Origin of the sequence: Bacillus sp. KICET-3 (assembly GCF_033261025.1) — a bacterium.
In the GTDB taxonomy this organism is placed as follows: Bacteria; Bacillota; Bacilli; order Bacillales; family Bacillaceae; genus Bacillus; species Bacillus sonorensis.
The window spans coordinates 2453646-2477631 of sequence record NZ_CP137345.1 but is presented as its reverse complement, the minus strand read 5'-3'; the positions used below and the strand labels follow the sequence as shown (position 1 = coordinate 2477631).

Here is a 23986-nt window from a genome sequence, read left to right as displayed (position 1 = left end):
AGCCCGGAAAGGAGTGAGGCATGAAGATGATCAGTCAGAAAGAGCGGATGACCACTTCACAGACAGCTGTTATCGTCACCAATTTCCTGCTTGGAACAGGCATCTTGACGCTCCCGAGAACTTCTGTAGCTGAAGTGAAAACGCCGGATGTTTGGATCTCACTATTATTAGGCGGCCTGATCGCCCTTATGGCGGGGATCATCATGGTGAGGCTAAATCATCATTATCCTGATAAAACGTTTTATCAATACAGCAGGGATATTGTGGGAAGTAAGCTCGGCGGATTGTTCAGTTTGTTATATATTTTTTATTTCATGGCGCACTCCGGGTTTCAGGTTCGTTCAATGAGTGAAATTACGCAGTTTTTTTTGCTGGAAGGAACCCCGCTTTGGGCGACCGCCATCATTTTTTTGTGGGTGGGGCTCTACTTGATGATCGGCGGCTTATATCCGATTGCACGTTTGTTCCAGATCATTTTTCCGATTACGGTTCTGTTGTTTTTGCTGGTAGCTTTTATGAGTATAGGGATATTTGAATTGGACAATTTACGGCCTGTAATGGGAAAAGGAGTTTCGCAGGTGCTGAAAGGTGTCAAAGTAACGGCTCTGTCTTTTTCGGGCATTGAAATTATCCTTTTCATGCTGCCCTTTATGAAAAAGCCTGATCAAGCGATAAAAGCCGTCCTGGCGGGGGCGGTTCTCCCGCTGCTCTTTTATATGATAACCGTCGTGATGGTCATCGGCGGCTTATCGGTTGAGGGGGTGGTCACCCGCACTTGGCCGACCATCGATCTGATGCGCAGCTTTGAGCTGCAGGGACTGATATTCGAACGCTTTGAATCCTTGCTGCTTGTGATCTGGATCATGCAGCTTTTTACGACCTTTGTGATTTCTTTTTACGGTGCGGCTTTAGGCATATCACAGCTCTTTCAGAAAAATATTCAGCCGATTATGTACGGGCTGCTTCCAATTATTTATTTGACGGCAATGGCTCCGAAAAATATCAACATCATGTTTGCATTCGGCGATTTCATTGGCAATAGCGGAGTGTTTTTAGGCGGTATTCTCCCGCTTTTGCTCCTTATGATTTCAAAGATTAAAAAACGAAAACAATCGAATCCATGAAATAGGGCGTGCAGAGGGATTGAAAGGAAGTGAATACATTTATGACGGCCAGTCCCAAAGACCGAATTACACTTTCTCAAACCGCCATTATCGTGACGAATTTCCTTTTAGGAACAGGTATCCTGACACTCCCCCGAACATCCGCAGCAGACGTAAAGACGCCGGATGTTTGGCTGACTGTCGTATTTGGAGGACTGATCGCCATGATCACAAGTTTTATCATGGTGAAATTGAACAAGGAATTCCCCAAAAAAACGTTTTACCAATACAGTCAGAGCATCGTTGGCAAGTGGGCGGGAGAACTGATCAGCCTGCTTTTGATTTTTTATTTCCTCATGACCTCGGGCTTTCAGGTGCGTTCGGTTTCTGAAGTGACGCAGTTTTTTTTGCTGGAAGGAACCCCGCTCTGGGCGACCGCGATGGTTTTTTCATGGTGCGGCATTTATGCAGTCATCGGCGGTATAAGCACGATTGCCCGGCTGTTTGAAATCATCTTTCCGATCACAGTCATTATTTTTTTATTGGTGGCATTTATGAGCGCGGGGGTAATTGATTTAGACAATCTGCGGCCTGTATTGGGGAAGGGCATCAAGCCCGTGATGCAAGGCGTCAAAACCACGGCATTCGCCTTTACAGGCATTGAAATCATGCTCGTTATCGGACCTTTTATGGAACGGCCGAGTCAAGCATATAAAGCTGTATTGATCGGAATATGCTTTCCCATCATTTTTTATATGATTACCGTCATCATGGTCATTGGAGCGATGTCTGTCGAAGGCGTTGTAACGAGAACATGGCCGACGATTGATCTGATGAGAAGCTTTGAAATGCCGGGCCTTATATTTGAACGGTTTGAGTCTTTGCTGCTGGTGATCTGGATCATGCAGATTTTTTCGAATTTTACGATCAGCTACTATGCTGCCGCTTTGGGGCTGTCCCAGCTTTTCAAAAAAAAGATTCAGCCGATCATATTCGGACTGCTTCCATTGATTTATGTGATTTCGATGACGCCTAAGAACATTAATCAGCTCTTTCAAATCGGAGATCTGATCGGCAACACCGCCATCTATTTATGCGGCTTGGTTCCTCTGCTGCTCCTTGTCATCTCAAAATTAAGGAGGAAAAAACTTGAAACCAATTAATAAAAAGATCTGCCTCATCTCCGCCGTTATGCTTCTGCTGTTAACCGGATGCTGGAGCAGCCAAGAAATCGAAGAGCGCGGTTTAACATTTGCCATAGGGCTTGATAAAGGAAAGGAAACTTCTCTGGAAAAATCGTTTGATAAAGAAGGTGGATATTATCCAAAAAAAGACCGGATTACCATGACCTTTCAGTATGTAAATGAACAGGCCGCCGGTTCAAAGGCATCCGGAGGAGGAGGAGGCACGCAACAAAAATCTTATATCAATGTATATGAAACAGGAGACTCCATCCAGCAAATCACGACAGAAATCGCCTTAAGAAAGGACAGACCTGTATACAACCCCCACTTAAAAGTCATTGTCATCTCCTCTGATCTCCTGCGCACTTATTCCCTGGAAGAGCTGCTTGATCAGCCTCTCCGTGATAATGAAATAAGACCAAGCAGTCTCGTCCTCATCACAAGAGGCCAGGCGAGAGATACACTTGAGCTAAAAGAAACAGGGGAAATGCCGGCGTTTCGTCTGCGCAAAATCGTTGACAATGCCAATGAGGCCAAAAAGATTCTGCCTCCTGTGACCCTTGCCAAACTGATAGGAAAAATGAGAGCGGGGACTAGCTATTTGATCCAAAATGTGGCTAGTGCCGAAGGAGAAATTAAATATGCGGGAGCCGCCGCGATCAAAGGAAAAACGAATAAACTTCTCGGATTTTTGAATGAACAGGATCTAGACGGGATCATGTGGATTATCGGAAGGGGAAGAGGCGGTGCCATTAAAAGCTATGATCCAAAAACAAAAAAACTGACCACTTTCCAGGTGGAGCACATCAATAGTAAGATCAAGCCAATTGTCAAAGGAAACCGGATCTCATTTGAGGTATCTGTTCAATCCGAAGGCCATCTTGCCGAAAAATGGGTGCCTTCTGAAAAAGCGTTTGATAACAAATTTATAGAAAAAGCAGAAAAGGATGCGGCATCTGTCGTGAAACAATTGATGGAGAAAATCACAAAGAAAATGCAGGAGGAATACAAAGCTGACCTTGCAGGCTTCGGAAATGAGCTCAGAATTACTCATCCGCGGCTTTGGGATAAGCTGAAGAAAAATTGGGATGAGACATTTACTACGATACCGATTAAATATCATGTGAAAATGAACATTAAAGATTATGGAACCGTAGGGGAGCAGTGATAGAACAGCTTTAGGGACCAGATAGGCGGTGATGAAAAATGATCAGTTCCCAGGATAAAATAACGACGCCTCAGGCAATCGTCGTCTTTGTCAGCTACATCATGGCGGCGGGGATTCTTTCGCTGCCGAGAACAGCCGCGGCGGAAGCCGGCACCCCTGATGTGTGGCTGTCCGTGATTATCGGCGGCCTTATTACGATGGTAGCAGGTGTGGTTATGACAAAATTAAGCCAGGGCTACCCCGGAAAGACCTTTTTTGAATATGGCGGAGATATTGTCGGAAAATGGCTGAGCGCGTTGATTAGCTTGTTTTTTATCGGACATTTTGTAATGATCGGAGCATTTGAAGCAAGGATCATGGCGGAAGTCATCGGCTTTTTTTTGCTGGAAGGAACCCCTCTCTGGGCAATCATCATGACGACGATATGGGTCACATTCTATGCAATAAAAGATGGCATGGGTTCAATCGCCCGTTTGGCTGAAATCATATTTCCAATCACAGTGATCATTTTTTTGACGATTGTCTTTTTGAGCAGCAGCATATTTGAACTGGATAATTTGCGGCCCGTTCTGGGAAAAGGGATCATGCCGGTCTTTAAAGGAACAAAAGCAACCGTTCTTTCCTTTATCAGCGCAGAAGTGATGGTGTTCCTTTTAGCGTTTATGAAAAAGCCGGAAAAAGGCGTCAAAGTCGTGGTAGTAGGCCTGACCATTTCTTTGGTTTTTTACTTGATAATCGTTATATTCGTCATCGGCACGCTTTCTGTAGACGGTGTGGTCACAAGAACATGGCCGACGCTTGATCTGATGCGCAGCTTTGAAATTCCCGGTTTGATATTTGAGCGGTTTGAAACATTTCTTCTCGTCATCTGGATTATGCAGCTGTTCGCGACGTTTTCGATTTCGTACTTCACGGCGTCTCTCGGCCTGTCACAGCTGTTCGGCAAAAACATCAGTCCGGTGATGTTTGGTCTGCTGCCTCTCATGTATTTGATCGCGATGACTCCCAAAAATCTTAATCATGTATTTGCGTTTGGGGATGTGGTCGGCCGAATAGCCGTTATCTTATTTGGCCTGGTGCCGATTCCGCTTCTTTTGATCTCCAAAATGAAAAAGAAAAAAGCAAAAACGTAAACAACGCTCATTTGAAAAAAGCCGGAAAAACGAGGACGTTTCTCCGGCTTTGTTTATTTGCTTTTGGCGGTTATCTGCATCCGGTCTTTCGGCATAAGGAAAACGAGTAAAAAGGCGGCAGCCGCAGACAAAATCGCCCATGAAAACGTATGGACAATAGAGTTTGACAGCGCTTCTGTTATCCAGTTTAGAATATCCGCCGGAATCGAGGATCTCGCGCTTGATAAGATCTGATTTGCATCATGCTGGGAAGAGAGCCCCGGCATTTCCGCACCTGTAAAAAGATCTGACATTTGTTCTGAAAAACTGTTCTTTTGCAGCATGCCGAAAATGCTGGCGCCGACTGTCATCCCGAGCGAACGCAGGAAGTTGCTCGTCGAAGTCGCCGAACCGCGCTGTCTTGGACCAAAATGGTGAATGGCTGCCATGCTTAACACAGAAAATGAAAACCCTACCCCTAAGCCGACAACGATCATATATCCGGTTAATAAGAGGCGGGGGGTACCGGTATGCAGCGTGCTTAATAAAGAAAAGCCCGTCACTAACAACAAGCCTGAGATCAGCATGATATTCCGGTAGCTCATCTTCGTTGTTAAAAAACCGCCGATTTGCGCGGAGATCACGGAGCCGAGCATCATCGGCAAAAGGATGAGCCCCGAATTTGTCGCTGAGTCACCATAGACGCCCTGGACAAAAATCGGAATCTGGATCGTCGCCGAAATAAACGTCGCTCCGTAACATAATGCAACTAGCGTGCTTGCGGCAAACAGGCGGTTTTTAAACATCTCAAAGGAAATGATGGGCTCGCTCGCCTTCCGCTCAATCAGAAAGAAACAAATAAATAAAATAGCTGAACCGCCAAAAAACAGAAGAATGATGCTTGAATCCCAAGCATATTTTTCACCGCCAAGCTCAAGCGCGAACATGAGGCAAACGACTGCGCCCACGAGTGTAATCGCGCCAAACCAGTCGATTTTTTGTTTTTCGTGCTGCTTTGCCTCTTTATAAAACAAGAGAATCAAAAGGAAAGAAATCAAACCGAGCGGCAGGTTAATATAAAACACCCAATGCCAACTGATGTAATCTGTGATATAAGCGCCGATGAGCGGACCGAAGATGCTTGACAGTCCAAAAACGGCGCCGAACAGCCCCGAAACCTTGCCGCGTTTTTCCGGCGGAAAGATGTCAAAAATAATCGTAAAGGCAATCGGTATCAGCGCGCCGCCGCCGATTCCCTGTATGGCACGGTAGATGCTGAGCTGCTCAATACTCGCAGCCGTTCCGCACAATGCCGAGCCGGCCATAAATAAGATGCTTCCAAAAAGAAAAAATCGTTTTCGGCCGTACATATCCGACAGTTTGCCGAAAATCGGCATACCTGCCATTTCCGCGACCATAAAAGCCGATACGACCCAGACAAAGCTGTCAAGTCCGCCAAGGTCGCCGACAATCGTTCCCATTGCGGTAACGACAATAGTGTTATCCATAGAGGCCATGAGAATGGCCAGCAGCAATCCTGCTACAATCAATCCTAATCGCTGATGCTGAGTATGTGACAAAATCATCTTGCTCCTTTAATGAAAAATTCAACCTTAGCAGTTGTTTGGCATGAGAAGATCATTCCTGTTATAATCATTTTATATTAGGAAATAAATATCTTAGGCGCTAAGATAATTTGATTTTAAAGAAGGGTGTTACAGATGTCAAGAAAAAATCAAACAACAAGAGAGGAACTGATCAGGGAGCTGGCCCGGCAGCTGAGATATCACAGCACGGCGACCGTTTTCATGCATCAGGCGATCGCCGAAAAGATCGAACTGAACAGAACGGATCACAAATGTCTTGAAATCATCTCGCGAAGCGGAAAGTTAACAGCCGGGGAATTAGCGGAAAAAAGCAACCTGACGACCGGAGCCATCACGGGGGTAATCGATCGCCTTGAAAAGGCGGGATATGTCAGACGCATCAGAGATTCAGCAGACAGAAGGCGGCTTTTGCTTGAGCTCATTCCGGAAAATATGGGTGACATTCACGATATATTTGAAAATCTGACTGAATCTTCCGTCGAGTTTCTCAGTCAATATACGGACGAGGAGCTGAAGATTATTACCGGCTTTATCAAACATAGCACCGAATTTGCCGCAAACTATGCAAAACAATTGAGAAAGGCAAAGGATAAACAAACGAAAAAAGGCGCCGGGGCCCAAAGATGATGGAGCATCTCTTTTGGGCCGGCGCCTTTACTCATGTTTTTAGCGCAGAAGCTGCAACACGTTTTGCGGCTGCTGATTGGCCTGGGCCAGCATCGCTTGGGACGCCTGGGAAAGAATATTATTCTTTGTAAACTCGCTCATTTCTTTCGCCATATCCACATCGCGAATCCGGGACTCTGCAGCTGTTAAGTTTTCAGAAGAAGCCCCTAGGTTGTTGATGGTGTGTTCAAGACGGTTTTGAACGGCACCGAGTTTGGACCGCTGTGCAGATACTTGTTTCGTCGCCGCGCCAATTGCCGCCAGCTGGTTTTGGAACGAGTACTTCGTTTTGTCATCATCGCTTAAAGGCGTTCCATCCGCATTTTTACCGGTGAATTTCGTGACATCAATATCGGCGATTTTGAAACCGGATGTCGTCACTTTTTTCCCGTCTTCGTCCTCTGATGTGCTGTCTTCAAGGCCTAAAGCGGTGACAGACATGTTCTCGATGTTCACGCTGATCGTTTGACCGCTGTTGGCGCCGATTTGGAACTGCAGTTTTTCTCCTCCATCTGATTTAAAGGTGCCGTCCAGCAGGTTCTTTCCATTGAATTGCGTACGGTCCGCAATCCCTTTGCTGGCGTTTTCTCCTTCTTTACCGCCGATCTCTTCGAGCAAAGAGCTGATTTCATCTTGAATGGCGCTCAGGTCAGTCGTATCCTGTGTTCCGGTGTTGTTCGCCTGAACGGCCAGTTCGCGGATGCGCTGAAGGATTGAGTGGGTTTCAGTCAATGCACCTTCTGCTGTTTGAATGAGAGAGATTCCGTCTTGGGCGTTTTTAGACGCCATTTCCAAGCCGCGGATTTGCCCTCTCATTTTTTCAGAGATTGCAAGACCGGCCGCATCGTCTCCTGCTCGGTTGATCCGAAGGCCGGAAGAAAGCTTTTCCATGTTTTTTTGCGATGCTCCGTTGTTTACTGATAGCTGCCGGTACGTGTTAAGCGCTGCAATGTTGTGGTTGATTCTCATGTTTCCTTTACCTCCATGTAATCGGTTGATATGTTGAGATCTTGGAAAAAAGATCCCAGTCGGGCCCTGACATATTTTGCATCGGCATATATTTACTATTTTTAATGATAAAACCTAACAGTTCAAAAAATAGACAAAAATGATAAATAGAAGGAATATTGGTAATATTGTGAAATGTCTTTCGTTATGATATCAACGCAAAAAAGACCGGTAAAAAACACCGGTCTTTTTCATACTCACCCTTTTTGAATGTCAACTTTTCCGGAAAAAAAGGTTGCACCGCCGCCCATATCTGCTAATCGGTCAGGTGTCAACGCATTGACGAGATAATTTTTTCCCTCTGCATCGGCCCACAGCCCCTGGCTGACCACTACGCCGGGCAGGACGTTTTCTCCGACCGCTGCAGTCAGCACACAATCCCCGCGGTCATTCCAAATTTTCACGGCGTCTCCGTCTTTGATGCCTTTTGCTTCCGCATCTTTTATATTCAGATGTACCTTTGGCTCTTTCTCCAGTTTGATGTGTTTTGCATTATTTGAAAACGTCGAATTTAAAAAATTATGATTTGGCCCAGGCACGAATAAAAACGGATAGTCACTTGTCTCCGCAAGGGGAGTATGGGTCGGCAGAGCCGGATATCCGTCCTGCTCCATCTGTTTGGAATACAATTCGATTTTTCCGCTTGGCGTCGGGAGCCTGTCAGGAAAAATCGCTTCTCTTTTTGCTTTCACAAAATGCTTTTCAGACAAACTGTCGTAATCGATCCCTTCAAGCCAGGGGTTTTCGGGATAGTCGAGGGCCTGCCTGATCATCTCTTCATCCGAATCCTTCAGAGGCTCGTCATCAAAGCCCATCGCTTCTGACAAAAGGCGGAACACCTCTGTATTCGATTTGCTTTCACCGTACTTTTCGATGACGGGTTTTTGAATTTGCGTGTAGTGATGCCAATACGATGTATAAAAATCTGTATTTTCAAAAGCCGAAGAGGCCGGCAGCACAATATCGGCATACCGTGCGGTCTCCGTCAAAAATAAATCATGCACGACCGTAAACAGGTCTTCGCGTACAAGCCCTTTTCTGACTTTGTTCGCTTCAGGAGCGACAACAGCTGGATTGCTGCTGTAGACAAATAAAGAACGGATCGGCGGGTCGGCGATTTCCAAAAGGGCTTTGCCGAGCTGATTCATGTTGATCACCCGCGGCGTTCTGCCATTTAACAAATCCGGACGCTGTAATGCCTTTGTATTATAGGCTAAAAATGCTGTGTTGCCTTTAATCGCACCTCCGCCTTTTACTGTCCATTGACCGGTAATCGCGGGCAGACAGGCAATGGTTCTGACAATCATCCCGCCGTTGTCGTGATGCTGCAGCCCGTTCCCAATGCGGATAAGGGAAGGGGAAGTTTTTCCATACAGGCGGGCGAGCTTGATGATATCCTCACGGGGAACGCCGGTAATTGCCGCAACCGTATCTGGATCATATTGCCAAACATGCCGGCGGAGCTCTTCATGACCGACCGTATATTCTTGAAGAAACGCTTCATCAGCCAGGCCTTCGGCAAATAAAACGTGCATGATGCCGAGGGCGAGGGCGCTGTCCGTTCCCGGCAGGACCGGGATGAACCAGTCCGCCATTCGGCCGGTCTGATTTTTATGAACATCAATTACAACGATTTTCGCGCCGTTTTTTCTCGCTTTCTGAGCGATCGTGATCTGGTGCATGTTCGTTGATACCGCATTGATTCCCCAAAAAATAAACAGCTTCGTCTCTGTTGTATGTTCCGGGTCTGTGCCGATGCTTCCGCCCATTGTGTATTTATAGCCCGTCGAACCGGCAGGCGTGCAAATCGCCCGGTCAAGCTGGCTTGATCCGAGGCGGTGGAAGAAGCGCCTGTCCATTCCTTCGGCTGTCAGATTGCCCATGTTGCCGTAAAAGCTGTAGGGCAATATAGATTCTGCGCCGTCTTTCTCAATCAGCTCCATCCAGCGGGAGCGAATCGTTTCAATCGCTTCATCCCAGCTGATCGGTTCAAATGCCCCTGATCCTTTCGGGCCCGTTCGTTTCAGCGGCGTTTTCAGTCGTTTAGGATCATAAATCCGCTCAGTCATGTTGCGTACTTTGTTGCAGATGTTGCCCTGTGTGACAGGATGATCGGGATCACCCTGTATTTTAACGATTTTGCCATCTTTTTTATGAATAAGAAGACCGCATTGATCCGGGCAGTCAAGTGAACATACCGATTTGAAAATGCCGTCCCTTTGCTGAATATAAGATTCCATGGAATACGTTCCTTTCCGGTAAAATAACTATGATTCTAGCATTATAACATGTCACAACATCCCGTCAATTCTGAAAATATATGCTGATCAAGTCATGTTGCCGGTTTTCCTATACAAACACATCATTTTTTCTAAGTAAGAGACATTCAGCGACAGCTGGCTGACCTAGCGGCCAAGGGGAAATGAGGGGAGGGCGATATGGCGTGCTGGATGAAAAAACCCCCGGAAGAGAACACCGGGGGAGTAAAAAAGCCGCAGGCAGATATTAATTTTCGTCAAAATCGGGCGCAACAGCTTTTTTAATTAGTAATGAAATAAAGAAAGCGGCGCAGCTTAAAGCCAAGGCAAACCAGTAGGCATGATGGACACCGTGTGTCATTGCTTCATTTATGAGCTGTTTGCCGGCTGAAGCCGCCTGATGTTTTTCCAAGAAGCTTTGCTGACCTTGGCTCATGATGCTTACAAATACCGAAACGCCAAGCGCGCCGGCAACAGGCTGCAACGTATTGGCGATTGCCGTTCCATGAGGATATAAATGCTTTGGCAGCTCATTCAATCCATTCGTCTGTGAAGGCATCATGATCGCGGAGATGGACAGCATCAATATCATGTATACCACGATAAACCACCATATCGGTATCGACGGGCCGATATTACTGAAGAAAATCATCACACCGACCAATACGATCGTTCCGGGAATGATCAGTTTTCTCGGTCCGAACTTGTCGAATAAAGCGCCCATGGCAGGCGACATGAGGCCGTTTAATAGCGCACCCGGCAGCAGCAATAGCCCGGCGGTTTTGGCAGAAAGGCCGAGCGGGCCTTGTAAATACATCGGCATCACAATTTCAGAAGCAAACATCGCCATGATGACGATGATAAAAAGAATGACCCCGCGCGTATAATTTTGATAGGCAAACACGCGTACATTCAATAACGGCTCGTCCAGCTTCAATTGTCGGAGCACGAACAGCAGCAGACTGATAAAGCTGATCACGATCACGGAAATGACCGTCACGGACGCAAATCCGTGCTCAGCTTCACCTGCGCTGCTGAAGCCGTAGACCATTCCTCCGATTCCAATGGTTGAAAGGATGATCGACAACACATCCGCACGCGGCTTTGTCACTTCTCCGACGTTTTGCAAATATTTCATCGCAAAAAGAATCGAGAATACTGCAAAAGGAATCACAATGATAAACAGCCAGCGCCAGCCTAATAAATCAACGATGACGCCTGACAGCGTAGGACCGATTGCGGGAGCAAACATAATCACCAGTCCGAACGTCCCCATAACCTTGCCGCGGACTTCCGGACGGTAAATTAACAGCAAGGCATTCATGATAATAGGGATTAACAACCCTGTGCCGACGGCCTGTATCATGCGCCCGGCGAGCAGCATGGGAAAGTTCACCGCACAAGCGGCGATCAATGTCCCAACCAGAAAAACGGTCATCACGCCGATAAACATCTGTCTTGTCGTAAACCATTGAATAAGCAATGCGGAAACAGGCATTAACACACCCATGACAAGCATAAACCCTGTCGCCAGCCATTGAACAGTCGCAGCACCCACGCTGAATACCGTCATTAATTCAGTTAATGCAATATTGAGCAAGGTTTCGTTCAATATTGCAAAAAATGCGCCAATCATAAAGGTGATCATTATCGCCTTAGAATTAAGTTTTTTTTCCATACCATTCCTCCTAATCGTTACAATGGTGCCAAAGCCGCGTCACTGTTCCGGCCTTTAGGCACAGCTTACATATTGATCAAATGAAGGTTTCCCGGAAAGTGAATACCAGTTCGGTTTTACTTCCCCCTCTTCATGTTATGTTCTGGATTTTCGTCATATCTGTTTACGTGTCTCCACCGCCATTATATAGATTTTTTTCTTACGATTGGCAACTATATGAGTATACTTGGTCTGTCCCATTTTTACAATAAAATTGTCAGGGTGTTTCTTAAAAAATCTCAACAGCGGATTTATGACAAATGGCTGATATTTATACGGGGCGAAATACGGGGCTGAGCTTTTTATTTGTTTGCGTATTGGGATTTCTTTATACTTTTCATGTGACATACATATGGAAAGGAAGTTTTACTATGCAGTCTCTACAACATAAAACAGCTCTGATTACGGGCGGAGGCAGAGGAATCGGCCGTGCAGCCGCCATCGCCCTGGCTAAAGAGGGCGTTCATGTCGCTCTGATCGGACGGACAAAAGCCAATCTTGAAAAAGCGGCTGAAGAACTGAAGGCGTTCGGTGTAAACGTATCGATTGCAGAAGCCGATGTAAAAGACTTAAAAGCCGTGGAAAGTGCGGTTCAAGCGGTGAAACAAGAGCTTGGCCACATTGATATTCTGATTAATAATGCCGGAATCGGCGGTTTTGCCGGTTTTCTTGAACAGACACCTGAAGAATGGGAGAATATCATCCAGGTCAACCTGATGGGCGTATACAATGTAACCCGCGCCGTCTTGCCTGAAATGGTGGAAAGAAAGACAGGGGACATCATCAATATATCTTCTACAGCCGGCCAACGAGGGGCAGCAGGCACGAGCGCTTACAGCGCATCTAAATTTGCTGTTCTCGGCTTGACGGAATCCTTAATGCAGGAAGTCAGAAAGCACAACATCAGAGTGAGCGCACTTACGCCAAGCACAGTCGCCACAGATTTGGCGATCGATTCAAAATTAACCGACGGCAACCCTGAGCGTGTCATGCAGCCTGAAGATCTTGCGGAATTCATGGTGGCCCAGCTTAAATTACATCCGCGTATTTTCATTAAATCCGCAGGCATGTGGTCAACAAATCCTTAAAGCAAACGAAAAAGGACAAGAGCCCCCCAGGGCCTTGTCCTTTTTTATGATTGAGATAAAAGGCGTACCGGCAGGCGGCGGACGCCGAAAACAAACGGGCTTTGAATCACTTCGAGCTTCTCTGATGGTTCTCTTACAATTGAAGCGTGCCGCAAGAGATATGAGAGCGCAGTATTTGCTTCCAGACGGGCGAGGGGAGCTCCCAGGCAAAAATGGATGCCAAACCCGAAACTCATATGGGGGTTTGATTTGCGATCAAGCCTAAAGGCTTCAGGATCATCAAATTTTGTTTCATCCCGATTGGCTGAAGCCACCCAGCTGATGATGGTAGAACCTTTTGGAATCGTAACACCCTTGATGTCAGTGTCTTGGGCTGCAATGCGGCCGATCGCCTGCACGGGAGGGTAGTAGCGCAGCGTTTCTTCAACGAGATGAGGGACGAGAGACAGGTCGCCTCTCACGGTCTCCTGCGTTTTTGGATCTTCTGTCAGATAGCGGACGGCATTGGCTATTAAATTGGTTGTCGTTTCATTGCCCGCTACCAAAAGAATCGTGCAGAATCCCAACAGTTCGTCTTCTGTCAATCTTTCTCCTTCCACTTCAGCCTGAATCAAAAGCGAAATCAAATCCTCTTTGGGGTCTTTTTTTCGTTCTTCAATGATCGTTTTAAAGTAGCCTCTTAAAAATTCGCTGCCTTCTTCCCGTTGCTTGTTCATCTGCTTGATGGCTTCATCTGAGCTGTCTTTCGCGCCTGAAACCAAAATATCGGAATAGTGTTTGAAGATGCGCCGGTCTTCGGTAGGAACACCGAGGAGCTCAGCAATGATAATCACCGGAAGCGGTCCGGCCAAATCCTCGACCATATCAAATGTCTCTTTGTCTTTCGCTTCATCAAGCAGAAAAGCGGTCACTTCTTCGATGTGCGCTTCCAGCTGCTTCACTGTCTTAGGGGTAAAAGCCTTATTGACGATCGCCCTCATTTTTGTATGCCTTGGCGGGTCCATCGTCAATATGCTTTTTCCTTCCATGTCGCCGCCCCGTTTTGATGAAAAAAGCTTTGGCGTTTTTAATACGTACTGAACATCTTCATAGGCAAAGATATCCCAGCACTTTCGATCTTGATCATAACGCACCGGGCTAGTCTTTCGGAGCCGGTTGTAAATCGGAAACGGAAAAAGCTGATCTTCATTTGAGCTGATTTCTTTCATCGGAATCCAATTTGCATAACGATTGCCGGATTGAATTGATTTTGCCATGGTACCTCTCCTTTTTCGAATCATTCGATGTCCATGAACCGGTTCATAAAGATACGTTATCACTCTTTGTGCGTTCATTTCAACGGACATGTTATGAAAAAATTGTCAATTGGGCGAAAGTCGCGCTTTGAAAATGCAGTGAAAAGAAATGCGGGCATTATATAAGGATCTGTTTTATGATTTTTAGATTAGCCGCAGAATATTCACTTTTGCGATGGAATCTATTTACATCTCTTTTTCTATCTGTTACATTTTAAACAACAGAATAGTTTAATAGACGAAAGGAATGATAACGCTTACAAATAAGTCGAGATGCGGAAGAAAAGTAGTCTGCCGTGAAAGCCTCGGGCTGTTTTTCATTTTAATCGTAAAGGAGACTGTGCAATGAAAATCAATGTTTCAGAGTCTTTTCACGAGAAAACCGCAGGCATTCGGACAGCAGAATCAGACGGAAGGACAGCGGCAGAGAAAGTGCCGCGGTTTACCGCATACCCGTTTACGTTAGGAGTCTCATCTGGTGAGCCTCTTCCAGACAGTGTCGTGCTGTGGACCCGGCTTGCACCTGAGCCGCTGAATGGAGGGGGCATGCCTCCGGAAGATGTGATGGTAAGATGGGAAGTTGCCCGCGATCCTGATTTCCGGGAAGTTGTCAAGCAGGGAGAGGAGGCGGCCAAGCGCGAGTACGCCCATTCCGTTCATGTCGAAGTAGAGGGGCTTGAACCTGACACTGTTTATTATTATCGGTTCCATGCGGGTTATGAAACAAGCCAAACCGGCCGGACGAAGACGCTTCCTCTCCAAACCTCCGCAGTGGATCGGCTTGTATTCGCATTTGTCTCATGCCAGCATTTTGAAGAAGGATATTACACCGCATACCGCCGGCTTGCCGAAGAAGATCTCGACTTTGTTTTGCATTTAGGCGATGCGATTTATGAATATGGCCCGGGGACTTCCTCTAAGTGCGTCCGCCTTCATAAAGGCGCGGAAACCTTGACGCTTGAAGACTACAGAACACGCCACGCACAATACTTGTATGATGCCGACTACAGACTCGCCCGCTCGCTGTTTCCGTGGATCGTGACTTGGGACGATCATGATGTTGAAAACAATTATGCCGGATTGATCCCTGAAAAAGACCAATCTCCTGACCGTTTTATTTTGCGGCGGGCAAGCGCCTACCAGGCCTATTATGAGCATATGCCGCTCAGACGCTCGTCGATGCCTAGGGGAGGGGACATGCAGATGTATCGCAAAGTGACCTGCGGCGATCTGGCAGAATTCCATATCCTTGATACGCGTCAATATCGGGACGACCAGGCCAATCAAGACGGCAATAAACCGCCGAGCTTTGAATCGACAGATCCTTCAAGGAGCATATTAGGCCATGAACAGAAGAAATGGCTGTATGACGGACTTCGCCGTTCACAGTCGACTTGGAACGTACTCGCCCAGCAAGTCTTTTTTTCACAAGTGGATCATCAGGCAGGTGAAACTAAGGTACTGCCGATGGATGGGTGGGACGGCTATTCGGCCGAACGCAACGAGCTTGTCGAATTTTTGCAAAAACAGCATATTGCCAATCCAATCGTCCTGACAGGCGACGTTCACACGAATTGGGTATTCGACATCAAAAGCGATTTTGACAATCCCAATTCCACAACAGTCGGCGCTGAATTTGCCGGAACCTCCGTGACATCGGGGGGAGATCGAGCGAATACGATCAAAGATCCGGACATCCTTTACATGGAAAACCCTCATTTGAAATTCTTTAATGATCAGCGCGGCTATGTGCGCTGCACGGTGACCAAGCAATATTGGCGCAGCGACTACCGGCTTCTCGATTATGTCTCAAAACCCGGCGGGCCGATCAGCACCGTCGCCTCATTCATTTGTGAGAATGGACGTCCGGGTGTCCGCCGCGTATCGGATACGATGTAAATAAAAAAGGCTGTGCCCAAAAAGCGTTTCCTGACGCTTAGGCACAGCCTTTCCTTTAGCCGGCGGCTTCTTCCTGTGAAAATTGGCTGTTATACAAATCAGCATAAAAGCCATTTTGGCGAAGCAGCTCATCATGGCTTCCTTTTTCAATAATATCTCCGTTTTTCATGACCAGAATAAGATCCGCATCTTTAATCGTAGAAAGACGGTGGGCGATGACAAAGCTCGTACGGTTATCCATCAGTCTGTTCATCGCTTTTTGAATGTTCATTTCTGTCCGGGTGTCGACGCTGCTTGTTGCTTCATCCAAAATCAAAATCTTTGGATCAGCCAAAATCGCTCTGGCGATCGTCAGCAACTGCCGCTGCCCTTGGGAAATGTTTTGCGCATCCTCGCCTAGTATCGTGTCATAGCCGTCTGGAAGGGTGCGGATAAAGTCGTCGGCGTAGGCTCCTTTTGCCGCCTGAATGATGTCTTCGTCTGTTGCGCCTTCACGGCCGTAGGCGATATTGTCGCGGATCGTTCCGTTAAATAGCCATGTGTCCTGAAGAACCATCGCAAACATGCTTCTTGCCTGTTCACGCGACAGATTTTTAAGATCCATGCCGCCGACTTTGATGGTGCCTTTGTTTAATTCATAAAATCTCATCAGTAAATTAATAATCGTCGTTTTTCCGGCGCCGGTCGGTCCGACAATCGCAATCGTCCGGCCTTCTTTGACATCAAGGTTTAAATCATGGATCACCGGAACGTTTTTATCATAGCCGAAGGCGACGTGTTCAAACGATACATCGCCTGATAATGCCGCAAGATCGACATCTGCAGGCGTTTCCCGCATCTCTTCTTCTTCATCCAAAAGGCTGAACACCCGCTCTGCTGAAGCGATCGCCGATTGGATCGTATTCGCGATTCCGGCGACTTGAACAAGCGGCTGGGAAAACTGCTGGGTGTATTGAATGAAAGCCTGGACGCCGCCGACCAGCAATGTTCCGTTTAAGACAAAAATACCTCCCGTGATGCTGACGAACACATAGCCAAGGTTGCCGATGAACGTCATCATCGGCATCATCAATCCGGAGATAAATTGCGATTTCCAGCCGGATTCGTACAAACGCTCGTTCATTTTATCAAATTGCTGAATCGCTTTGTCTTCATGACCGAATGCTTTCACTTCCTGATGTCCGGTAAACATTTCCTCAACATGGCCGTTTATGGAGCCGAGCTCTTTCTGCTGTTCGGCAAAGTGCTTTTGTGAAAAAGATGCAATCAGTTTGACGGCAAGCATGCTGAGCGGAATGGTGATGCATACGACAAGCGTCAGCACCGGACTGATCAGCAGCATCATGATGATGATTCCGAGTATCGTAATCACCGATGTGATCATTTGTGTGAGCGCCTGTTGAAGCGAGTTGTTGATGTTGTCGATATCGTTAACCGCGCGGCTGAGCGTATCTCCGTGCGGATGTTTGTCAAAATATTTTAACGGAAGCCGTGACAGTTTTTCATTGACTTCCTGGCGCATTTCGAATATTGTTTTCTGCGCCACTCCGGCCATTAAATACTGCTGCAAAAATGTAAAGAAAGCCGAAAGAAGATACAGCCCCGCAAGGATCAGCGTGATCTTCCCGAGAAATCCGAACTGAACGCCGGTGCCTTTCGTAAAGCTTGCAAAGAGGGAGGAGGTGGCGTCTCCGAGAAGCTTTGGACTGATGACATTAAACAAGGTTGATAAAATTGCCGCAAAAACAACCAGGACGAGCTGAAATGTCCGCGGCTTCAAATAGCGGGCCAGCCTTAAAATGGTTTTCTTAAATTCTTTCGGTTTTGGCTGCTGCATATTGGGAGACATAGAGCCGGAATGCTGTTGCTCTTTCTTACTCATGCGCTCTCCTCCTCACTCTGCTGGGATGCGACGATTTCTTGATAAATGCTGTTTTCTGCCAGCAATTGTTGGTGTGTGCCGATTCCGGCTATTTTTCCTTCATTTAAAACTATGATTTGATCAGCGTCCATGATCGTGCTGACCCTTTGGGCGACGATGATGACGGCCGCATCAGCAGTTGTTTCCTGCAACGCTTTTCTGAGCTTTTGATCAGTTTTATAATCCAGCGCTGAAAAGCTGTCGTCAAACAGATAGATTTCCGGTTTTCTGACGAGCGCGCGGGCGATCGATAGCCGCTGTTTCTGTCCGCCTGACAGATTGGCGCCGGCTTGTTCGATATTGGAGTCGATTCCGTTTTCCTTATCATTTACGAATTCAGAAGCCTGGGCGGTTTCCAGCGCCTCTAACACTTCTTCGTCTGTCGCGTCTTCTTTTCCGAAGCGGATATTTTCTTTAATCGTGCCGCTGAATAAAGACGCTTTCTGCGGAACATACCCGATTTTCTCCCGCAGATCTTTCTGCGGGATCTTTCTGATATCGATTCCGTTTACGAGCACCGCGCCTTTTTCAACATCGAAAAATCGCGGGATCAATTGCAGAATTGTTGTTTTCCCCGCACCTGTGCTTCCGATAATCGCGGTCGTTTCACCGGGCTTAGCCTGAAACGAGATGTTCTCGAGGACGGGTTTTTCAGCTCCGGCATAACGGAACGTCACATCTTGAAATTCAACATACCCGTGCAGCCCGGTGTTTTCTGCAGGCCTGGTTGAATCGGTCATATTCGGATTGCTCATCAGCACCTCATTAATACGGCTGGCGGAAGCCTGGGCCCTCGGGATCATCACGAATGTCATCGCAAGCATGATCAAAGCGATCAGAATCATGGATGCATATTGGAGAAAGGCCATTAAATTTCCGACCTGCAAGCTGCCCTGATCAATGCGAATTCCGCCAAACCAGACGATGGCGATGTTTGTAAAGTTCATCATGATCATCATTACAGGGAACAAAAAAGCCATGATTCGATTGACCGCGATGCCGGTATCGCGAAATTCCTGATTGGCCTGACGGAATCTTTCTTTTTCGTCATCCACCCGATTAAAAGCGCGGATGACGCGGACGCCTGTCAGTCCTTCGCGAAGCACAAGGTTGAGGCGGTCCGTCTTTTTTTGCAGGACGCCAAAGAGGGGAACGGCCTTTCTGGTGATCAGAAAAATCAGTCCCGCCAAGATCGGGAGCGCCGCCACAAAAATCAGAGACAGCTTTGCATCCCGGTATACGGCCAGCACGATCCCCCCCATCAGCATCAACGGAGCTCTCGTCATCAGCGAAAGCATCATATTGAGCACATCTTGTATTTGTTTGACATCATTTGTCGTCCGGGTGATGAGGGAAGAGGAGCCGACTTTTCCAAACTCATCCATCGAATAATGCTCGACTTTCACAAACAGCTCTCTCCGGATGTCTCTCCCAAAAGCAAGGGCCGCTTTGGAAGCGAAAAAAGCCTTCGCTATTGTCATCAAAATCGCAAGGAGTGAGCAAGCCACCATCCACACGCCGGTTTTCAGGATATATGTAATATCTGAATTGACAATGCCGACATCAACGACATCAGCCATCAAAGTCGGCAAATACAGCTCAAGCAGGCTGCCGAGCAGCGTAAAAAGCGCCACAAAAATAACCTGCAGCTTGTAAGGCTTTAAATATTTTAAAAGAGAAATCATATGTCACCCTTCTTTTTTATCTGACTTTTCCATTTCCATAAAATCGGACATTTTATCAATCAAAGAGGCAAACTGTTTGCTCTCAGCCTCGCCAAGATAAGAGACGAGCTGGCAAAACCATTGATTCGTCTTGTTATGAACTTCGTTTGCCGCTTTTTTTCCCGCTTCTGTTAAAAAAATGCGGACGATCCGCCTGTCCGTTTGATCCATCTGCCGGATAATCAGCCCTTTGCTCTCGAGTCTGTTTAAAAGCTGCGTCACAAAAGGAGAGGTGACATGCAGAGCCTGGCTGACTTCCGTTACCATTTTGCCTTCCCGTCCGGTTCCTTCATTTAAAAACATCAAGGCTTTGGCTTCGTTTCTCTTCCACTCCATGACGGGAAAGGATTGTTTCATTTCCGTGTAGCGGAGCCGCTTAAATGCTTGAACTAATTGTTCAACCGTTTCATAGTTAATATCATCTTGTTTCATGAAAGCACCTGCTTCTCAAATTTAAATAAGTAAGTAAACTATCATTATATTATATAGAACAACAAAAAATTGTCAAAGAAAAACCATTGAAAAAAGGACGGGCCCGACCCGTGTTGAAAACAGGCCAGGCTATTGGACGAGCTTGCTGAAAAAATCCTTTGCATCAATGTGCCGAAGGTGTGCGGGAGCTTTTTCAGCGCCGATGATAATCATCGGCGCCAGACTGTCCGTTTTATAAAGAGAGCCGTGTCCGCCGCCCCCGGGATGAGTAGGGGATGTTTCGCCGGCAAATTGAAAACCCGGCTTCGCATCTGCGATGATATAGCGTCCGGGGTGGGAATGAAGGGCGCCGTAAAGCCGTGCGAGGGCATCGGGATAATTTCCGTAGCGGAGAGAATGTCCACTGGCTGACAGATCCAATACAGAAAAATCGCCGGCAATCGCCCAGGATTGTCCATACTGATCGGCATATGCTCCCTTGGGACGGAAACGCAGCGGATTTGCAGCATGTTTTGCGGCAACATATACCCAGCCATTCTCTTTCCAGGCTGCGAAGCCGACCCGTTCATCCTGCAAGAGCGGTTTTGCCGCATCTTTTGCAGGGATGGTTTGATCCAATACATAAATAAACGACATTCGGTCGTTTACGGCAAAAAGCAGTTGATCTTTCTCATACGGCCCTTTGTTTATTTTCGCAATCCGATAATGTTTAAATAGAGAGTGCAGCCGGATGACTGCTTTGTTTTGATCGCGGCCGATGGAGGTCTGGCCGCTGTCGCCCATGACGACCCATACCGCTTGCTGGGCGGCCGCATCCCAAGAATCAAATGCGTTTAATATGCGCTGCAGCTGTCGGTCTGTTTTTTCCAAACCTGAAATATCAGCCGGCCCTTTTTTATGAGTGCTGTGGTCATTGTCCGGCAAATAGGCCACCGTCAGGGAAGGAAGCTTGTTTTTCCTGATTAAATAGGAAAGCTCCTGTGCCGTGAATTGATCATTTAATCCATAGCCTTGCCAAAAACGCTGATGGCGGTTTTTCGGATCTAATTGAGCGAATCTGCCGAACGAAAAGATGGCCGGGCCCTTTACGGTCATGTGTTCAGGCATCAGGCGGAGGCGTTGGACAGGAGGCGGAACGTTTAGATCATGATGATGGTTTCCGCGGTACACAAGGCCGTTTATGGAAGCCGAATGTTTTTTCCGTCTATCGAGTTCTTCATGAACGGTTTTGACCCGTTGATCTAAATGTTTTTGATTTAACGAATACATGCTGTCTTTAATCGCCCGCCTCACACCGAGTGCGGCGATTTCTTTTTTGCCGCTGCCGTAATTGACGATTCGGCGTTCGTTCTGGTTGTACCAGACGAGGCCTGGTACACGGTGGCGGTCAGGATAGGTGCCTGTCAGCAGGGTGCTGTCAATCGTGACAGACATGGTCGGATAAGAGCTGACGACTTCGGGCTGATAATGGCCGTGTTCGAAAAAGAATTGAAGTGCCGGAGCACGCCCTTCGTTGATGGCCCTTCTTAAAGAATGATCCATTAAAGAATCAATCATCAGCACGATGACAGGCTTTTTGGCAACTTTAACAGCAGCGCTTTCTTCAGTTGAGAGCCCCAGTTTTTCATCTCCGGTATTGATCCAAATGACAAATGAAAGCAGCGCGCATAACAAAACGATGACAATGATGATGGTTTTTTTCATATCGCTTCAGTCCTTTTACAGCCGATCTGATGATATGCATATCTTGGCATAAACGTAAAACATCTATAGCTGGTAATAGGTTCTAACCCAAATGAATTTTTGAAAAAGGGGAAAGCTAATGCTTTAGAAAGGAGGGTAAACCGCTTGAGAAAACATAAATGGCTGACAGGCCTCACAATCGTTGTTGTTTTATTGGCGGCCGGCTACATTACAATTCGGTTCCTCGAACCTGAATATGCTTATATGCCGCCAAAAGAAAAAGTCATTTCCAAAGAAAGCCGCAAAAACGGATATGACATGTGGGGACGTTTCGTTTCAAATGAAGAGGCCCGGCGGTTGGGGTTCTCCAGCAAAAACGGTGCGGTGAAGGTTGATGATCAGCTCTATGATTTGGGCAGGGAAACATTTTATAAGGAAACGTTCGGAAACGAAGTGTTTTTGACAGACATTCTTGGGCTGATTGACGGACCGATTACGTTTGCCAATATGACAAAAGCGATCACTGAACTAAAAGGGAAGGGAACGACAAATTTACGGGTTGAGCTGGCTAAAACGGCCAACATCGGCGGGAGAACGTATAAAAAAGGAGAGAAGATCGACACGGGAATCGATGTGCCAAAAGGAGCGTATGCCCCTCTCGGTATGCCGTTTAAATATTCAGATGGGAAAATCAAAGTCGGCATCAGCTGCGCCGCCTGCCATGCGACGACACACCCAAAAACAATGCAGGTGATGGAAGGGGTGACAAATCCGGATTTAAATACAGGACTGATGCTGGCCCTAGCCACAAATTCTGCCGCTTATTTTACCCATTCAGAAATTAAAAGCATTAAACAGTTCATCAATGGCAACAGTCCGGTGATTACTGGGGCTAATGGGAGGAAGGAGCGCCTTCCTGATCCGGATCGGCTTGAAAAAGCGGTTGATCAAGTCTTTCTGAAATGGCCGCGGGGCTACTTCGATTCGACAATCGATATGAAAAGCAATCCGACGCAAATTCCGGACGCCTTTACATTGGGCGACCATCCGTACAGCTGGAGCGGAGCGGCCATGGCCGGTCCGTTTAAAGGACTGAGTGTGTTCAGCAATAACGTTCATGCGCAAAACTCTGACAGCCTCTCACAAGTACCGGGAAGCCAGGCTCTTTTCGGAATGAGCCGGGACGTATACCTCGGGACGATTTTGCAGCGCGCGGCCAGTAAAACTTATCGCTATCATCCGAAAGGTAAGGATAGCCCTTCTGCATTTTTTGCAAAAGCAGACCCGACACCAGGCGCTCCAGGTGTCAATGAGCTGATTAAGCCGCCGAGCTTTCCGAAAATCACGATGGTTGCGCCGGACGGGGTAAACGCCGGTTCTTCCGACAGAAAAGCAAACGAAGAAAACAATGCCATGGCCGCCTGGCAAAATACGCTTTCGCCTCCTGAACCGCCTCGTAAAGCAAACGAAGAGACGATCAAACAAGGAAGAGCCGTTTTCGAAAAGGCAGGGTGCATATCCTGTCATGCAGGGCGTTATTTGACAAACAACAAAGTTGTTTCAGCGAAAGAAATCGGAACGGAGCCGACAAGGGCGCAGTCTTTCAAAAAAACGGAAAAGCTCTTTGGGAAAAGCACCATATACGCCCCGAATACGAATGTGCCCGTCAAAAACAACGCAAAGGTGCTTAAGGTGCCGACCGGCCATTTTGACAAAGAACAAATCGAATTGGCTTGGGCAAAAAACGGTTCGCCGGGAGGATATAAGGTTCCAAGCCTCATCGGGCTTTATTGGAGCGCACCGTACCTTCACGACGGAGGCGCCGCTGTCGGCAGCTCATTGACAGAAGCCGGCATCCCGGAGACCCTTGCGAAGGGAAAACCGGCTGACCCGTATCACAGCTTGCTTGCCTTGATTGACAGAGATTTGCGACAGCGGGTGATCAAAAGCAATGCCGCTTCACCGGATGCTCGGGCCGTCCGAGTCACAGGGAAAGGACACGAATTTTGGATCGATCAAAAAAGCGGCTTTTCCAAAAAGGAGCAAAAAGCAGTCATCGACTATTTAATGAGTCTTGATCCGCCGAAAAATGAGACAGGCCGCCCATAAGAAAGGCGGCCT

Annotated in this window: 17 protein-coding genes; 8 read left to right on the top strand and 9 right to left on the bottom strand. The window is 47.2% G+C overall.

The window, feature by feature from the left end:
* Nucleotides 1–26: 26 nt before the first annotated feature.
* The 4 genes from R5H20_RS12510 to R5H20_RS12495 are packed head-to-tail and all read left to right on the top strand — an operon-like array spanning nt 27 to nt 4588.
* On the top strand, nt 27–1124 hold the full coding sequence (locus R5H20_RS12510; protein ID WP_006637192.1) for a spore germination protein: 1098 nt from the start codon (nt 27–29) through the stop codon (nt 1122–1124).
* Between the two features lie 41 nt (nt 1125–1165).
* Nucleotides 1166–2266, top strand: coding sequence for a spore germination protein (locus R5H20_RS12505; protein WP_006637191.1), 1101 nt, complete (start codon nt 1166–1168; stop codon nt 2264–2266).
* A gap of 28 nt (nt 2267–2294) precedes the next feature.
* Nucleotides 2295–3455 carry a Ger(x)C family spore germination protein gene (locus R5H20_RS12500; RefSeq protein ID WP_051056669.1) on the top strand — a complete coding sequence of 387 codons (1161 nt, stop codon included), beginning with the start codon at nt 2295–2297 and terminating at the stop codon, nt 3453–3455.
* 38 nt (nt 3456–3493) lie between these two features.
* Complete coding sequence (locus R5H20_RS12495) at nt 3494–4588, top strand: GerAB/ArcD/ProY family transporter (protein ID WP_006637189.1); 1095 nt, start codon at nt 3494–3496, stop codon at nt 4586–4588.
* Between the two features lie 53 nt (nt 4589–4641).
* On the opposite strand, the gene R5H20_RS12490 is transcribed toward R5H20_RS12495, so the two are convergent.
* Nucleotides 4642–6153, bottom strand: a complete 1512-nt coding sequence (locus R5H20_RS12490; RefSeq protein WP_040348031.1) for an MDR family MFS transporter — start codon at nt 6151–6153, stop codon at nt 4642–4644.
* A gap of 135 nt (nt 6154–6288) precedes the next feature.
* Here R5H20_RS12490 and R5H20_RS12485 point away from each other — a divergent pair, with 135 nt between their 5' ends.
* A complete protein-coding gene (locus tag R5H20_RS12485; RefSeq protein WP_006637187.1) occupies nt 6289–6801 on the top strand; it encodes a MarR family winged helix-turn-helix transcriptional regulator in 513 nt (170 codons plus the stop codon).
* Between the two features lie 39 nt (nt 6802–6840).
* Here R5H20_RS12485 and hag read toward each other — a convergent pair whose 3' ends face one another.
* From hag to R5H20_RS12470, 3 genes are all read right to left on the bottom strand, one after another.
* The gene (gene hag, locus R5H20_RS12480) at nt 6841–7809 is read right to left on the bottom strand and encodes a flagellin Hag (RefSeq protein ID WP_006637186.1); all 969 of its coding nucleotides are present in this window, start codon (nt 7807–7809) and stop codon (nt 6841–6843) included.
* A 236-nt stretch (nt 7810–8045) separates the two neighbouring features.
* A complete protein-coding gene (locus R5H20_RS12475) occupies nt 8046–10088 on the bottom strand; it encodes a molybdopterin oxidoreductase family protein (RefSeq protein ID WP_006637185.1) in 2043 nt (680 codons plus the stop codon).
* 265 nt (nt 10089–10353) lie between these two features.
* Nucleotides 10354–11784 carry an MDR family MFS transporter gene (locus R5H20_RS12470; RefSeq protein WP_006637184.1) on the bottom strand — a complete coding sequence of 477 codons (1431 nt, stop codon included), beginning with the start codon at nt 11782–11784 and terminating at the stop codon, nt 10354–10356.
* 410 nt (nt 11785–12194) lie between these two features.
* On the opposite strand from R5H20_RS12470, the gene R5H20_RS12465 reads away from it, so the two are divergent.
* Nucleotides 12195–12911 (top strand): 3-ketoacyl-ACP reductase, encoded by a 717-nt coding sequence (locus R5H20_RS12465; RefSeq protein WP_006637183.1) that lies wholly within the window; start codon nt 12195–12197, stop codon nt 12909–12911.
* A gap of 44 nt (nt 12912–12955) precedes the next feature.
* On the opposite strand, the gene R5H20_RS12460 is transcribed toward R5H20_RS12465, so the two are convergent.
* Nucleotides 12956–14167 (bottom strand): cytochrome P450, encoded by a 1212-nt coding sequence (locus R5H20_RS12460; protein ID WP_006637182.1) that lies wholly within the window; start codon nt 14165–14167, stop codon nt 12956–12958.
* 384 nt (nt 14168–14551) lie between these two features.
* Here R5H20_RS12460 and R5H20_RS12455 point away from each other — a divergent pair, with 384 nt between their 5' ends.
* Entirely contained in the window at nt 14552–16105 is a 1554-nt protein-coding gene (locus R5H20_RS12455; RefSeq protein WP_006637181.1) for an alkaline phosphatase D family protein, read from the top strand.
* Between the two features lie 55 nt (nt 16106–16160).
* Here R5H20_RS12455 and R5H20_RS12450 read toward each other — a convergent pair whose 3' ends face one another.
* From R5H20_RS12450 to R5H20_RS12435, 4 genes are all read right to left on the bottom strand, one after another.
* Nucleotides 16161–17987, bottom strand: coding sequence for an ABC transporter ATP-binding protein (locus R5H20_RS12450; RefSeq protein ID WP_176463746.1), 1827 nt, complete (start codon nt 17985–17987; stop codon nt 16161–16163).
* On the bottom strand, nt 17984–19711 hold the full coding sequence (locus R5H20_RS12445) for an ABC transporter ATP-binding protein (protein WP_006637179.1): 1728 nt from the start codon (nt 19709–19711) through the stop codon (nt 17984–17986). Before R5H20_RS12445 ends, R5H20_RS12450 begins: the two co-directional genes overlap by 4 nt.
* Nucleotides 19712–19714: 3 nt before the next feature.
* On the bottom strand, nt 19715–20182 hold the full coding sequence (locus R5H20_RS12440) for a MarR family winged helix-turn-helix transcriptional regulator (RefSeq protein WP_006637178.1): 468 nt from the start codon (nt 20180–20182) through the stop codon (nt 19715–19717).
* Nucleotides 20183–20311: 129 nt separating this feature from the next.
* Nucleotides 20312–21886 carry an alkaline phosphatase family protein gene (locus R5H20_RS12435; RefSeq protein WP_006637177.1) on the bottom strand — a complete coding sequence of 525 codons (1575 nt, stop codon included), beginning with the start codon at nt 21884–21886 and terminating at the stop codon, nt 20312–20314.
* Between the two features lie 144 nt (nt 21887–22030).
* On the opposite strand from R5H20_RS12435, the gene R5H20_RS12430 reads away from it, so the two are divergent.
* On the top strand, nt 22031–23974 hold the full coding sequence (locus tag R5H20_RS12430; RefSeq protein WP_006637176.1) for an electron transporter: 1944 nt from the start codon (nt 22031–22033) through the stop codon (nt 23972–23974).
* Nucleotides 23975–23986: the final 12 nt, after the last annotated feature.